The 15,229-nt window shown below is 62.2% G+C and carries 11 protein-coding genes; 4 read left to right on the forward strand and 7 right to left on the reverse strand.

Annotation, left to right across the window (positions count from 1 at the left end; genetic code table 11):
* The first annotated feature begins 5 nt into the window (after positions 1 to 5).
* Complete coding sequence (locus tag ACOJCM_RS09245) at positions 6 to 2,048, forward strand: CocE/NonD family hydrolase (protein WP_445211768.1); 2,043 nt, start codon at positions 6 to 8, stop codon at positions 2,046 to 2,048.
* Between the two features lie 164 nt (positions 2,049 to 2,212).
* Here ACOJCM_RS09245 and ACOJCM_RS09250 read toward each other — a convergent pair whose 3' ends face one another.
* From ACOJCM_RS09250 to ACOJCM_RS09260, 3 genes are all read right to left on the reverse strand, one after another.
* Positions 2,213 to 2,731: a ferritin-like domain-containing protein gene (locus tag ACOJCM_RS09250; RefSeq protein WP_445211769.1), complete on the reverse strand. Its 519-nt coding sequence runs from the start codon at positions 2,729 to 2,731 to the stop codon at positions 2,213 to 2,215.
* Positions 2,732 to 2,767: 36 nt separating this feature from the next.
* Positions 2,768 to 3,604 (reverse strand): manganese catalase family protein, encoded by an 837-nt coding sequence (locus ACOJCM_RS09255; protein ID WP_445211770.1) that lies wholly within the window; start codon positions 3,602 to 3,604, stop codon positions 2,768 to 2,770.
* A 165-nt stretch (positions 3,605 to 3,769) separates the two neighbouring features.
* Positions 3,770 to 4,057, reverse strand: coding sequence for a general stress protein (locus ACOJCM_RS09260; protein WP_445211771.1), 288 nt, complete (start codon positions 4,055 to 4,057; stop codon positions 3,770 to 3,772).
* A 328-nt stretch (positions 4,058 to 4,385) separates the two neighbouring features.
* Here ACOJCM_RS09260 and ACOJCM_RS09265 point away from each other — a divergent pair, with 328 nt between their 5' ends.
* Positions 4,386 to 5,048 carry a LuxR C-terminal-related transcriptional regulator gene (locus ACOJCM_RS09265; protein ID WP_197449801.1) on the forward strand — a complete coding sequence of 221 codons (663 nt, stop codon included), beginning with the start codon at positions 4,386 to 4,388 and terminating at the stop codon, positions 5,046 to 5,048.
* A gap of 127 nt (positions 5,049 to 5,175) precedes the next feature.
* Here the strand turns inward: ACOJCM_RS09265 and ACOJCM_RS09270 are convergent, their stop codons facing one another.
* From ACOJCM_RS09270 to ACOJCM_RS09285, 4 genes are all read right to left on the reverse strand, one after another.
* Complete coding sequence (locus ACOJCM_RS09270) at positions 5,176 to 9,129, reverse strand: hybrid sensor histidine kinase/response regulator (RefSeq protein WP_445211772.1); 3,954 nt, start codon at positions 9,127 to 9,129, stop codon at positions 5,176 to 5,178.
* Between the two features lie 100 nt (positions 9,130 to 9,229).
* Positions 9,230 to 9,745, reverse strand: a complete 516-nt coding sequence (locus ACOJCM_RS09275; protein ID WP_445211773.1) for a hypothetical protein — start codon at positions 9,743 to 9,745, stop codon at positions 9,230 to 9,232.
* 92 nt (positions 9,746 to 9,837) lie between these two features.
* Entirely contained in the window at positions 9,838 to 11,634 is a 1,797-nt protein-coding gene (locus ACOJCM_RS09280) for a sodium:solute symporter family protein (protein ID WP_445211774.1), read from the reverse strand.
* A 6-nt stretch (positions 11,635 to 11,640) separates the two neighbouring features.
* Complete coding sequence (locus tag ACOJCM_RS09285) at positions 11,641 to 11,901, reverse strand: DUF4212 domain-containing protein (protein ID WP_445211775.1); 261 nt, start codon at positions 11,899 to 11,901, stop codon at positions 11,641 to 11,643.
* 757 nt (positions 11,902 to 12,658) lie between these two features.
* On the opposite strand from ACOJCM_RS09285, the gene ACOJCM_RS09290 reads away from it, so the two are divergent.
* Both ACOJCM_RS09290 and ACOJCM_RS09295 read left to right on the forward strand, forming a co-directional pair.
* Positions 12,659 to 14,479, forward strand: a complete 1,821-nt coding sequence (locus tag ACOJCM_RS09290; protein ID WP_445211776.1) for a DUF294 nucleotidyltransferase-like domain-containing protein — start codon at positions 12,659 to 12,661, stop codon at positions 14,477 to 14,479.
* A 43-nt stretch (positions 14,480 to 14,522) separates the two neighbouring features.
* On the forward strand, positions 14,523 to 15,152 hold the full coding sequence (locus ACOJCM_RS09295; protein ID WP_445211777.1) for a 3'-5' exonuclease: 630 nt from the start codon (positions 14,523 to 14,525) through the stop codon (positions 15,150 to 15,152).
* Positions 15,153 to 15,229 lie beyond the last annotated feature (77 nt).

Consider the following 15,229-nt stretch of genomic DNA (forward strand, 5'->3'; position numbering starts at 1 on the left):
GAATCGTGACTGTCGTGGAGTCGTTTCCTTATCAGGTTCGCGAGATCGAAAATGTCTTCATTCCCATGCGCGACGGTGCGCAGCTGGCCGCGCGCATCTGGCTGCCGGAGGGGGCCGAGCAGGCGCCCCTGCCGGCGATCATGGAATACATCCCCTATCGCAAGCGAGACATCACTCGAGCGCGTGATGCCACCAACCACGCCTACATGGCCGGGCACGGCTATGTCTGCATTCGCGTCGACATGCGCGGCAGTGGCGACTCGGATGGTGTACTGACCGACGAGTACACCCAGCAGGAACAGGAGGATGGCGTGGATGCCATTGCCTGGATTGCCGAGCAGCCCTGGTGCGACGGCAACGTCGGCATGATGGGGATTTCCTGGGGTGGCTTCAACAGCCTCCAGGTCGCGGCCAAGCAACCACCGGCGCTCAAGGCGATTATCAGCATCTGCTCGAGCGACGATCTTTACGCCGACAACATGCACTACATGGGCGGTTGCCTGCTTGGCGACAACCTCTCCGAGGCCACCGTCATGTTCGCCTTCAATACGCTGCCCCCAGACCCGCAGATCGTCGGCGACCGGTGGCGTGACATGTGGTTCGACCGCATGGAGAACAGTGGGTTGTGGCTCGAGCAGTGGGTCAAGCATCAGCGTCGCAGCGCCTACTGGTCGACCAGTTCGGTCAACGAATACTACTCGGCGATTCAGTGCCCGGTGTATGCCATCGGCGGCTGGGCCGATGGCTTCACCAATACCGTGCTGCGACTCATGCAGCATCTGGAGGTGCCGCGTAAGGGGTTGATCGGGCCCTGGGGCCACAAATACCCCCATCAGGGAATGCCTGGGCCTGCCATCGGCTTCCTCCAGGAGGCGTTGCGCTGGTGGGACCACTGGCTCAAGGGCAAGGACACCGGCATCATGAACGAGCCCATGCTTCGCGCCTGGGAGCAGGACAGTGTGCCGCCTGACAACTCCTACGACGAGCGCCCTGGCCGCTGGATCGGCGAGGCCGGCTGGCCTTCGAAGAACGTCAGGGAGCGCCGCTATGGTCTCGGCCCCTATGCCATTCACATGGGCGAAGGACATGGCGGTCCGCACCAACAGGAAGGGCATGAGAGCGCGCTTGCCCTGCAGTCACCGCTCAGCGTCGGCCAGTCGGCAGGGAAATGGTGTTCCTACGCCGCCACCCCGGATCTGCCCGGCGACCAGCGTGAAGAGGATGGCGGTTCGCTGATCTTCAGCAGCCGGCAGCTTGCCGAGTCGCTCGATATCTTCGGCATGCCGGTGGTGGAACTCGAGCTTTCCTGCGACAAGCCCCAGGCGATGCTCGCGGTACGCCTGTCCGATGTGGCACCCAACGGCAAGTCGACCCGGGTCACCTATGGCCTGCTCAACCTGTCGCATCGCGACAGCGATGCCGAACCCGAACCGCTGGTCCCGCATCGTCGGTATCGGGTGCGCATTCCGATGAACGGTATCGCCCAGCGCTTCCCGGCGGGGCACCAGCTGCGCCTGTCCATTTCGACGTCGTACTGGCCGCTGGCTTGGCTGCCCCCGGAGCCGGCACAGGTGGACATCTACCCCGATAGCTGTTCCCTGGTCGTGCCGGAGCGTACGCCCGGCGATGAGGATCAACGGCTGCCCGAGTTCGCCGAGCCTGAGGAGGCTCCTCCCCTCAGGGTGCACAACTTTGCCGCCAGCGAGCACAACTGGCTGTTGCATCGTGACCTGGCGACCAAGGAATCGACCCTTGAGGTGGTCAACGATCAGGGGCACTTCCGAATCGAAGACATCGGCACCGAGATACGTCGCAGCACCCGCGAGTGGTACAGTACCGTCAACGACGATTTCACTTCGGCGCGGGGCGAAACCTATACCGAGCGCGCCTTCAAGCGCGACGACTGGGACGTGGAAATCTACACGCGGAGCATCCTGAGCTGCGACGAGAGCAACTTCTACCTCCATGCCCAGCTCGATGCCTATGAAGAAGAATATCGAGTCTTCTCAAAGAACTGGGAAAAGGTCATTCCGCGTGATCACATGTAGCGATGTTATCGCCGTAGCAGACGTGGCCGCGCCGCTCAATCCGGAGCGGCGCTTTTCTGGCTTCGTCATGGCTATCGGTCAACCGAGCACAAAAAACCCCCGGCGGGTGCCGAGGGAAGCGAGGGGCTTAGCAAAGCGGTTGCCGTGATCGTGCGGGAGGGGCCTCACGTCTTGGCGCGCAGATCCCCATCCTCGGAGCGTGCCAGGAACTGCCGCGTCGTGTCGTCGAGGTGTTGGCCGAGCCAGTCGGCCATGGCTTCCTCTTCCCGCAGAATGCCTTCGCAGATTCGCGCAATTTCGGGCTTGCCGGCTTTTTCCGCAGCCTGAATCAGCGCCTTGTAGCTGGCAATCTCAAAATGCTCGAAGGCATAGCTGGCGAGGCCGCCCTTGACCACTTCGTCGCCTGACATCATGCCGCCCAAGGCCTGGCCGAAGGCGGTCATCTGCGCCCCAAGATCCTTGATAGTCGACAGGTCGGTGCCGAGCAGGGAAATGCACTGTTCGATCTTCTCGGCCTGGTCGCGCGTCTCGGTCAGATGCTGCTCGATGCGTGCCTTCAGCTGCGGGTAATGCTCCAGCCGGTTGGCCTGGGCTTCGAGCATCTTTTCCGCCTGCTTTTCCATGGCATGCGCATCGCGCAGCCAATCTTCCAGATGTTTGGGGGTTTGCGGTTCAGTGCCCATGAGCTAACTCCTTACGGTTGCGATCGGCGATTCCCTTCACTTGGACGGATCGATCTGCTCTTTCTGTGCGCCGGAATGCGGCTTGGCCGGACCCAGCTTGGCTTCCTGCCCCTCGGGGGCCGGCTGATTCCTCACGGAAAATTCGCCGCGCCCGTCGAACGAGGGACCCTGCGACCAGCGGCCTTGTGGGGCTTCCTTGTCGAGCAGAGTGTTGAGGTAGTAGTAGGAGTGCTCCGTTGCCTCGTGAGCCTCGGGTGTGGCGTTGGGTATCGGCAGTTGGGCTTCCAGGCCGCCCATCTCCTCGATGACCGCTAGCCACTGCTGCTGGTGCATGGTGTCTCGGGCAATCAGGAAGGAAAGGAAATCCTTCATGCCATGATCGTCGGTCCAGTTGTACAGGCGCGATGCCAGCACGCGACCGCCTGCCTCGGCAGTGACGTTGGCCAACATGTCGGCTCCCACGTTGCCGGTGGCGTAGATATGGCTCATGTCGAACGGCACGCCGTTGGCGTTTTCCGGCAGGGCCGCGAGGCCGGAGGAGAGCAGGTGGCGTGGGTTGGTGCCGCCGAGGATGGCATTTACCACCGGATCCTTGGCCGATGCTTCCTGATACGAGACCGGGGCGCCTTCCAGATTGAGCGCGACCGCATGCGCCAGCATCTCGATATGGGCCAGCTCTTCGGTAGCCGTCGACATCAGCATGTCGCGAATCCTGTCGTCCCCACGGGCGCCCATGGCCTGGAAGAAATACTGCATGGCGACACGGATCTCGCCTTCTACCCCTCCGATCGCCTGTTGAAGCAGCATGGCGAATTCAGGATCTGGCTTATCGACTCTCACGGGATACTGTAGCTTTGACGAATGGTGAAACATGACGTCTCCTTCGTCTTGCGTGAGCCGGCATTGGCTGCAAGCAGTGCAAGTCAACCTGAAACGTCAGGAAGATGCCTGGCAACACTCTACCGGCGGGTGACAAGAAGCTGCCGGAGACCATTCTCCGGCAGCCTGGGCTGGTCAAAGTGAATGCGGAAACGTCATTCAGCTGTTCTTGCCGCCCTTGCGGCCGGCTTCGGAAGCCTTCTTGGGGTCGTTGGCAAAATTGCCGCCGCTGTTCTGACCGCCTTTCTGGCCGGCCTGGGAAGCCTTCTGAGGATCGTTGGCAAAGTTTCCGCTACTGCGCTGACCGCCCTTCTGACCGGCTTCGGAAGCCTTTTGGGGGTCATTGGCAAAGTTGCCGCTGCTGTTCTGCCCGCCCTTCTGACCGGCTTCAGAGGCCTTCTTCGGGTCGTTGGCGAAGTTTCCGGGATTCTGGTTACGCTGTGCCATGGTAATCTCCTTGAACTTCCTGCATGAACCTCATGCATTCGTACATCCATTTACCGGGAATCCGGCACCGCTGGCGTACTGCCATCGTCTTTGAAGATAGAAGTCGCTTTAAACGGCGATCAAGGGAGTTGCTGTATCGGTGTGAAAAGAAACGTTGTCGCGTCCAATTTTCTGGTTCTTTCGCTGCAGCCACCTGGCGATGCTAATTGTCGACACCGCGTTCGGCACGCTTGGGAAGCGCCCGAGCATGGGGTAACATGCGGTGAACAATCGCAGAGCCCGACGTGGTGGCCCCAGGCCCCGAGCTCGAGGAACCGGAGGAGAATCCATGGCCTTTGCCCAGAAATTCATCGTTGCCGATGACCATCCGCTGTTCCGTGCGGCGCTGACGCAGGCGTTACGGCAGTTGGCGCCTCAGGCCGAGATCGTCGAGTCCGACACCATGGAGGCCACCTGTGAGGTCGTCACCCGTCACCCCGATGCCGACCTGATCCTGCTTGACCTGCACATGCCCGGTGCTCATGGCTTTTCCGGCCTGATCCAGCTGCGTGGCCAGACGCCGGACATCCCGGTGGCAGTGGTTTCAGGCAGCGACGAACCTCATGTCGTTCGCCGCGCCATCGACTACGGGGCCTCCGGTTTCATCCCCAAATCCTCCTCCTTGCAGCTGATCGCCGAGGCAGTAGGCGAGATCCTCGATGGCGAAGTGTGGCTGCCGCAGGAACTGGCCGATGCATTGGGCGACGCCAACGAAGAGGAGACCCGCTTTGCCGAGGCGATTGCCTCGCTGACGCCGCAGCAGTTCCGGGTGCTCAACATGCTCACCGAAGGTCTGCTCAACAAGCAGATCGCCTACGAGCTGAACGTTTCCGAGGCCACCATCAAGGCCCATGTCACCGCCATTCTGCGCAAGCTGGGCGTGCATTCACGCACCCAGGCGGTCATCGCGGCCCAGAAGCTCGAAGTGGAACCGCCTAAAGTGGAATCCTGACCTTCGGTCGGAACTTGAAGAGCGGCGCTTTGCGCCTGGATGTTCGAAGCTGAAACAAAACCGCCTACGTGGCCTGGGCCATGAAGGCGGTTTTGCTTAGGCGGGCTTCAGTCTCGCACCCTGGGCGTCAGCTCTCCTGCCGTGTGGCACGGCTGGCCTGCAGCGTGCGGGTCAGCAGGGCGCGCAGGGCGGCGGGGCGTACCGGCTTCTGCAGCAGGTGGTAGCCGCTGCGACGGATCTCCTCGGCCACCTCCTCGGTGCGGTCGGCCGTGATCACAATACCCGGCACCGCTTCCTGAAGGCGCTCGCTCAGCGCCTCGAGCGCCATCAATCCGGTGACTTCGTTGTCCAGGTGGTAGTCGGCAAGAATCGCATCCGGCTCGCCATCCAAGTTGCGCAGTACCGACTTGGCGCCGCCGATGGTCGTCGCGGTATAGACCTCACAGCCCCAGCCCGAGAGCATCGCCTTCATGCCCTCGAGGATCAGCGTCTCGTTATCGATGCACAGAATGCGCGTGCCGACCAGCTTGTTGCCCGCGCGACGCGGCGACGCGGCTTCCACGGCGCGCTCAGCCTCGCTTCGAGGGGCCACGACCGGCACGCTGACCGAGAACATGGTGCCGACGCCTTCCCGCGAATGAACCTTGATCGGATGGTCCAGCACGCGGCTCATGCGGTCGGCGATGGACAACCCGAGTCCCAGCCCCTTTTCGCTCTCCTTGTGGCGTGAAGCCTGGTCGAGGCGGCGGAACTCCTGGAAGATCTCGGCCTGCTTGGATTCGGGAATGCCCGGGCCGGAGTCCCACACCTCGATAGTCAGCTGCGCGCCTCGGCGCCGGCAGCCCAGCAGTACCCGGCCCTCCTGCGTGTAGCGAAGCGCATTCGACAGGAAGTTCTGGATGATTCGACGCAGCATCTGCGGGTCGCTGTCGACCCAGGACCGGGTCGGTACCACCACCAGATCGAGGCCGCGCTCCTCGGCCATGACCTCGAATTCGGCACGCAGCGGACGGAAGATATCGGCCAGGGCAAAGTGGCTGCGTCGCGGGGTGAGGGCGCCGGCATCGAGCTTCGAGATGTCGAGCAGCGTGCCCAGCAGCTCTTCCGCCGCCTGCAGCGAGTTGTCGATATGGCCGATGGTGCGCTTCATGTCCTCGGCATCCATCTCCTGCGACAGCGCCGAGGTGAACAGGCGCGCGGCGTTCAGGGGCTGCAGCAGATCGTGGCTGGCGGCGGCAAGGAAACGTGTCTTGGAGGCATTGGCATCCTCTGCCACCTGCTTGGCTTGGCGCAGGGCCTGCTCGGCCTGGGCTCGCACCCGGTTCTCCTGGCGCAATGCGGTATTGGCGTCCGACAGCGCCAGGGTGCGTTCCCGTACCCGCTCCTCCAGGTTCTCGTTGGTCTCCTTCAGGGCGATCTCCGCCAGGCGCCGCTCGGTGATGTCCTGGTAAAGCGAGAAGAAGCCCAGGATGGTTCCGCTGTCACCGAAGTGCGGGGTGTAGGTCACCAGCATATAGCGAAGGTCGTCGCCGATACGCATCGAGACCTCGAAGCTGACCCGCTCGCCGGCCAGCGCGCGACGTATCCACGGCTCGCGCTCACGGGCCATCTGCTCGCTGATGACGCTGTCGACATGGTTGCCGATGACCTCGTTGCGATCGATGCCGAAGGCCTGTTCGTAGGCGCGGTTGGTGAAGAGATAGCGGCACTCCTTGTCGAAATAGGCGATCAGCGCCGGCACATTATCGGTGTAGATGCGGATGTTGTTCTCTGAGCGTATCAGCGCTTCCTCGATGCGTTTCTGCTGGGTGATGTCCTGATAGGTATAGACGAAGCCGCCGCCCGGCATGGGGTTGCCCTGCACCTCGAGCACGCTGCCGTCCTGACGGTAGCGCACGTAGCGGTGAGGCTGGCCTTCGCGGATATTGTCGATCAGCAGCTGCACGTGTTCTTCCGGGTCGCCGGGCCCGTATTCGCCGTTGTGGGCGTTGTAGCGGAATATCTTTTCCATGGGGGCACCGACCCGGATCAGGTGGTCGGGAAAGCGGAACAGCTCCAGGTAGCGCTGGTTCCATACCACCAGGCGCATGTTCTGATCGACCACGCTGATCCCCTGGTTGATGTTCTCGATGGTGGCCTGCAGCAGGGCGCGGTTGAATTCCAGCACCTGAGAGGCTTCGTCGACGATGGAGATCACGTCGGAGATACCGATGCCGCGCCCCTGCAGCGCTGAGTTGACCACGATGCGCGCCGAGGATGCGCCGAGTACCGAGGCCAGGAGGCGCTCGGTGAACTGGATGACGTCGATGGAAGCGCGATTGCCGTCCTCTAGCGGTTTGCCGGTGCGCCGCGCGTAGTCGTCGAAGGCCCGGGCCACCTGGCCGGCGCCGAGGAAGCGTTCGCACAGCACCTTGAGATCGCCCACGGTGGTGGCGCCGGTCCAGGGCCGGTTGACCGAGGTCTGGCGGGTCTCGACGCTATCCACGAACAGCGAGGCCTGGATGCGTTCCACCACGCGTTGCGAGGTGATCTGCGAGACGAAGATATAGCAGAACAGGTTGACCCCGAGCGAAAGCATTACGCCGTGGGAGAAGGCGTCGCCAAAGTTGAGCCCGAACAGCGAGGTGGGCGTCAGCCAGGGGTGGCCGAGAGGGCCGCCGGCGAGCCAATGGGCGGGCAGGACGCCGGCCTGGATCATCGCCGGCATCAGCAGGCTGTAGACCCAGATGGCGAACCCGGCGTTCATGCCGACAACGACGCCGAGCCGGTTGCCGCGTTTCCAGTAAAGGCCGCCGAGCAGGGCGGGAGCGAACTGCGCCGCCGCGGCGAAGGAGAGCATGCCGATCGATGCCAGCGAGGTGAATTCGCCGATCAGGTGATAGAAGCCGTAGGCCAGCGCCAGAATCACGCCGATGGTGATGCGACGGGCCTGCAGCACCAGGCGGCCGTAGTCGCGTGGGCGGGCATCCAGCCAGCGCAGGCGGAACAGCAGTGGAATCACGATCTCGTTGGAGATCATGATCGAGACCGCCACCGTGGCGACGATGACCATGCCGGTGGCCGCGGAGAAGCCACCGATATAGGTCAACAGGGTCAGCCACTGCTGGCCGGCGGCCATCGGCAGCGCCAGCACGAAGGTATCGGGTTCCACCGAGCCGTCGGGGAACAGTGCCAGGCCAGCAGCGGCAATGGGGAGGATGAAGAAGGCGAACGCCACCAGGTAGAGCGGGAACAGCCAGCGTGCCTTGGCGGCATCGTTGGGGTGGGTGTTCTCCACCACGGCAACGTGGAATTGGCGCGGCAGGCAGAAGATCGCCAGCATGGCGAGTAGCGTCTGGGCCCAGAAGCCGCGGCCGAAGTCCTGGTCGGCCAGTTGGCGCTGCAGCTCCATCTGGGTGTCGGCCATGGCCATCAGCTCGCCGAGCCCATCGAACATGCCCCAGGTGACGTAGGCACCCAGCAGCAGGAAGGCCAGCAGCTTGACCATCGACTCGAAGGCGACGGCATGGATCAGGCCTTCGTGATGTTCCGTGGCGTCGGTGTGGCGAGTGCCGAACAGGATGGCGAAGGCCGCCATGACCAGCGCGACGAAGAAGGCCGTGTCGGCGAAGACCGGGGTATGGGTGATGTCGGCCGCATCGGTCAGTACCGCGAACGAGGTAGCCACGGCCTTCAGCTGCAGGGCGATGTAGGGCAGCGTGCCGACGAGGGCAATCAGGCTGGCGAAGGCCGCCAGTGACTGTGCCTTGCCGTAGCGCGAGGCGATGAAGTCGGCGATGGAAGTGATGTTCTGCCGCTTGGCCACGCGAATCATCTTGGCGAGAATGGGCCAGAACAGCAGGAAGGTCAGGATAGGACCGACATAGATGCTGGCGAAGGACCAGCCTGAGGTGGCGGCCTGGCCGACCGCGCCGTAGAAACTCCACGAGGTGCAGTAGATGGCAAGCGCCAATATATAGATGATAGGGCGCTTGCGGCTGGCACCATGCCGGCGGGCATTGCGGTCACCCAGCCAGGCGATGCCGAACAGTATGGCAATGTAGAGCAGTGAGACGGCGATCAGCAGCCAACCGGCAAACATGGTTTCTCCCCCCGGTAACTGCGGTCCATTCTAAAGGGATAACGGCGCGACGACACTCGGCGCTAGTGGTTCCTTGTGGGTGAGTTCACCAGGTCGGAATTCACCAAGGCGAGCAGACCGCATCGAAGAGATGTGACTCTTCTTTTACCTGCTTCAAGTCGTCAAGACGCGGCTCGCGACTGCCGCTGGTGAGCGGCACCATCTCGGCGGTGGTGCAGTTCATCAGATAGGGCTGGTGGCGCAGCTGGTCGACATACTCCTTCTCGAAGCGGTAGAGAATGAACTCGACGAGCTGCTGGTCGTCCGCTTGACGGGGCGTCATGCTGTTCTGATCGACCAGGCTGAAGGCCACCGTCATCGGAAAGAGATAGGTCCAGGGCCGCCATGGCATGCTGTCCTGCCGGGTATCGACTACCTCGGCCGTGGCAGGTAGCTGACTTCGCTTGTGCTCGTACCAGTTGTATTCGTAGTGGATCTGGTAGCCCAGCATGCCCAGGCCGCCGCACACGGGGATGATCCATTGGGGGAGCCGCTTGCCACTTGCCAGCCGCAGTAGCAAGCCGATGCCGGCAGCACCCAGGCCGGCGAAAACCGCCGCAATCAAGTGCCAAATCATAACGCCACCTTCTCAAAGCAATCGGGCTTCCCGCAGGGAAGCCCGATCAGGTTGTCTTCCCGGCCCACAGCGGACCGGGAGGCTATTATGGCTTAGTGATCGACCGCAGCACCAGCGCCTTTCGGGTAGCGCACGCTATGCACCAGGTCCTGAATCTCCTGCGGCGGCTCCTCGGTGGCGGTGGAGACCGCATAGGCCACGGCGAAGTTGATCATCGCCCCCACGGCGCCGAAGGAGAGCGGCGAGATGCCAATGATCCAGTTCTCCTGGGTATTCGGCAGCATGTTGGTGCCGGGAATGAAGAACCAGCCCAGGTAGGTGAAGATGTACAGCAGGGTGGCGATCAGGCCGGCCAGCATGCCGCAGACGGCGCCCTTGCTGTTGATGCGGGTAGAGAAGATGCCCATCATCAGCGCCGGGAACAGCGAGGCGGCCGCGATACCGAAGGCGAGTGCCACCGTCTGGGCGGCGAACCCGGGCGGGTTGAGGCCCAGGTAGGTCGCCAGCAGGATGGCGCCGGCCATGGAGATACGCGCCGCGAGCATCTCGCCCTTCTCGGTGATGTTGGGGTTGATGGTGTTCTTGATCAGGTCATGGCTGATGGCTGAAGAGATCGCCAGCAGCAAGCCTGCAGCGGTGGAGAGTGCCGCCGCGATACCGCCCGCCGCGATCAGGCCCACGACCCAGCCCGGCAGGTTGGCGATCTCGGGGTTGGCCAGCACCAGGATGTCGTTGTTGACGGTCAGCTCGTTGCCTTCCCAGCCGCGTTGCTCGGCAATCGGTTGGAAGGCCGGGTTGGCATCGTTGTACATCTGGATGCGCCCATCGTCGTTCTGGTCTTCGAAGGTGAGCAGGCCGGTCTCCTCCCAGGTGCGGATCCAGTCCGGCCGCTCCTCGTAGACCAGTGCCTCGCCTGCTGCCTCTTCATAGTCCTCCACCTGGCCGGCCATCTCCGGGAATACCGTGGTGGCGAGGTTGAGGCGTGCCATGGAGCCCACGGCAGGCGCCGTGAGATAGAGCAGGGCGATGAAAACCAGTGCCCAGCCGGCCGACCAGCGTGCATCGGCGACCTTCGGCACGGTGAAGAAGCGGATGATGACGTGGGGCAGGCCGGCTGTACCGATCATCAGCGACAGGGTGAACAGCACCATGTTGAGCTTGTTGTCCACATCGGCGGTGTAATCCTGGAAGCCCAGCGCATTGACCACATCGTTGAGCTTGGCCAGCAGCGGCACGCCGGATTCGGTGTGGGTGCTGAACATGCCGAACATCGGAATCGGATTGCCGGTCAGTTGCAGGGCGATGAACACGGCCGGGATGGTATAGGCAATGATCAGCACGATGTACTGGGCGACCTGGGTATAGGTAATGCCCTTCATGCCGCCGAATACTGCGTACAGGAAGACGATAGCCGCGGCGATCCAGATACCCATGCTGCTGGGCACCTCTAGGAAGCGCGAGAAGGCCACGCCGGCACCGGTCATCTGGCCGATGACGTAGGTCACCGAAGCAACAATCAAACAGATGACGGCAACGATACGGGCAGTACGGCTATAGAAACGGTCACCGATGAAGTCGGGCACCGTGAACTTGCCGAACTTGCGCAGGTAGGGCGCGAGCAGCATGGCCAGGATCACGTAGCCGCCGGTCCAGCCCATCAGGAAGGTCGAATTGGCATAGCCGCCGGAAGCCAGCAAGCCCGCCATGGAAATGAAGGAGGCTGCGGACATCCAGTCGGCCGCCGTGGCCATGCCGTTGGTGACCGGGTGAACGCCGCCGCCGGCGACGTAGAAGTCCTTGGTCGACCCGGCACGCGCCCAGATGGCGATGCCGATATAGAGGGCAAACGACGCGCCCACGAAGAGAAGGTTGATGGCAAACTGACTCATGCTGGCTTACTCCCCGAGACCGAACTTCTGGTCGAGCTTGTTCATCTTCCAGGCATAGAAGAAGATCAGGCCGATGAAGGTCAGGATGGATCCCTGTTGGGCAAACCAGAAACCGAGGTCGGTGCCGCCGACCGGAATTCCTGACAGCAGGGGACGGAACAGGATGGCGCAGCCATAGGAGACGAATGCCCAGACGATCAGGCATCCGCCTATGAGGCGGACGTTCGCCTTCCAGTATTCAGCAGCATTGGTTTTATCATCTGCCATATTGATGCTCTCCACTTGTTGTAAAGGTTGGGAAGTTGCACAGGGAATTGCCAGGTTTCATCAGGGGGTCACACTAAGCGAATCGAATCGGGCGGTTGGACGAAGGCGCAAGCGCCTTGAGTTCCCTTGCTCCCTGCGGACGAGCCACACTTCCCACCACGACCAGCTACCTTTCGTCGAGTCGCGAAACCAGGTGCGATTGCCCTGTATGACTCATGTGCAATACTGGTCAATAAATGCAAAAAATAAAATCCCAGACTTTGGTATCATGAGCAAAGTTTAATAAACGATAGGCTCTTATTTTCTTTATATATCAAAAACTTATAACTTTGGTTGGCAGGATGTCTCGGCGCACGTCACGTTGCCGATAGGACGATTGTCTAGCATTGAACTTTTGTCTATGCGCTTTTTTATAAGACCATTGTCTAGTTATGAGATGTCGCCTTGCCATTCAGGTCTTCCTTGGACGTTGGTCTAGGTTATCTCTTAAAACCCCAGACTGTTATCCTGCCTCATTAAAGGCTTTTCGATGCCATGGCATTGGAAGCGAGGGAGAGATTCTTTTTTTCTGAGGCGACAGGGACGTGTTTGGCACCGGCCGGTTTTCCTTGTAGGTCGACCTGCTTGCCGGACCTCCTTTCGTATTCGTAAGGCGGGCCGGTGACGCTGGTCGAGCCGCTCGCGTGTCTGGCCGAGGCGCCGCTGCCGCGTCGCGCTCCGGGCGAGGCATGGCGGAGGTGCCACGAGGGGTAATCCGATGGTCGATATCGATCTTTCCCAACCGCCGTTCTCCTTTCTGAACGAGGAAGGGCGCGAGCGTGTCCGTAACGGTGTCGACCTGGCTTATTTCGACCGTGACGAAATCATTCTGGAAACCGGCCAGCCCGGGGAGTACGTCTTTCTCATCCACAAGGGGGAGGTGGCCGAACTGGACGCCACCCAGCCGGGCGCGCGCGAGCGGATCGGCCACTATACGGCCGGTGACCTTTTCGGTGCCATCAGCATCCTCAACGGCAGGAGTCGCTATCGCTTCCGCGCCGAGCAGGAGAGCCTCTGCTACCTGCTGCCCAAGGCACTCTTCCTGCAGCTCTGTGACGACTACCCGGCATTCGCCGAGTTCTTTCGTCAGACGCTGGCGCACAAGGCCCGGCTGCTGACCGAACAGCGTGCCGAGGGTGGCGTGACCATGGCCGGTTTCATGCTGGCTCGGGTCAGCGAATGCATGCGACCGCCACTGTACATGGCGGCGGGAACCACCATAGCCGAGGCGGTGGCAAGGCTGCACGAAAGCCATGCCGACAGCCTGCTGGTGGAGGGAGAGGATGGCGCCGGCATGGTGACCAAGACCGACCTGCTCGAAGCGCTGGTACTGCAAGGGCGCGACAAGGAGAACCCGCTGCAGGAAATCGCGCATTTCGATCTGGTCACGGTGAGTCCCGAGCAGTATCTGTTCGAAGTGCTGGTGAAGATGACCCGCTTCAAGGTGGAGAGGGTCGTGGTTATGGAACAAGCGGGGCCCATCGGGGTGGTCGAACTAACCGACGTGCTCAGCTATTTCTCCAGCCGCAGCTATGTCGTCAGCTTGCAGGTCGAGCAGGCGGACAGCCTCGAGGCCCTGGTCCGTGCCAGCCGACGCACGCCCGAACTGGTCAAGGCGTTGATGGCTCAGGGCGTGAAGCTGCGCTTCGCCATGGGTCTGCTGGCGGCGCTCAACGGGCGCATCATGTCCAAGGCGTGGGGCTTCCTGATCGACGAGCGTTACCATCGCGACAGTTGCCTGATGGTGATGGGCAGCGAAGGGCGCGGCGAACAGATCCTCAAGACCGACCAGGACAACGGCCTGATACTCGCCGATGGGCTCGAATGGCCCGATGTGGACGAGCAGATGCAGCGTTTCACCGAGACGCTGATAGCGCTGGGCTACCCGCCCTGCCCTGGCAACATCATGGTCAGCAACCCCGAATGGGTGGGTTCCGTCTCGCAGTGGCGTGAGCGAATCGCCCGTTGGGCCGAAAAGCGCGACGGCGACAGTCTGATGAAGCTTGCCATCATGCTCGATTCCCATTCGGTGGCCGGTAACCCGGCGCTGCTCGACCGCGTGCGGGAGGCCCTTTTCGCGCAATGCTCGCGCGACGAAATACTGCTTTCCTACTTCGCACGCACGGCGTTGCGCTTCTCCACGCCGCTGACCCTGTTTGGCTCGTTGAAGAAGCCGCAGCACGGTATCGACATCAAGAAGGGCGGGATCTTTCCCATCGTGCACGGCGTTCGCACCATGGCATTGGAGCGACGTATCCAGCCGACTTCGACGCTGGAGCGGCTCGAGGCCTTGGCGGCGGACGGGCGGCTGGAGCAGCGGGTCGCCGAAGATCTCGCCGAGGCACTGTCGCTGTTCACCGAGCTGCGCCTGAAACAGCAACTGGAGCGTCTTGATGGCGGCAGCGACAGCAGGAGCCCCGACCGCGTCGTGGTCCAGCAGCTGTCTTCACTGGAGCGCGACCTGCTGCGTGAAGCACTGCACATCGTCAAGGATTTCAAGCAGAGCCTGTCGCAGCGCTATCACCTGGAATATTCCTGAGGCAGGCGCCCGCGAAGAAGGCGAGAACGAATAGGAGGAAGGGATGTTCCGAGTACTGCGCCGTGCCAGCGATCGTCGGCGCCACGCCGATGGCAAGTATGGCTGGCTCTTCCACCCCTACACCGGGGATGAACTGGTCGCCATCGACTGCGAAACCACCGGCGTCGATACGCGGGTGGCCGAGCCCGTCTCCATCGGTGCGGTCAAGGTGCGCGGCGACCGGGTCCTGACCAGCGAGTCTCTGGACTTGCGCCTCAAGCGGCCCGCCACGCTGACTGGGGATTCCATCCGCGTGCATCGCCTGCGCGGGATCGATCTCGACGAAGGCGTGAGCCTTGACGAAGCGTTGGGGAGCCTGCTCGATTTCATCGGCAACCGCCCCTTGCTGGGATGGCGCCTCGATTTCGACCTGGCCATCCTCAATCGTCAGATTCGGCCCCGCTTCGGTTTCGACCTGCCCAATAGCGGTATCGATGTGGCCCAGCTTTACCATCGCCAGCAGCGGCGCAGCGTGATGGAGCCCGAGCCGCGTGCGCTGCGCTTTGAGACGGTGGCGGAGTCGCTGGGCGTTCCTGTCATGGGGCGCAATACCGCCCTTGGCGATGCCGTGACCACAGCGCTCATGTACCTGCGCCTGGAACGGGCCGGGTTGCAGGCCCGCCGAGAGGCATGAGGCTGAATCGCCGCCTTGGCGTCGCCTCCGGGCGGTGGCGGTGGTAGGATGGCCGCGTCATTCACCACGCCTGGCAG

Source organism: Billgrantia hypersalina, assembly GCF_052584175.1.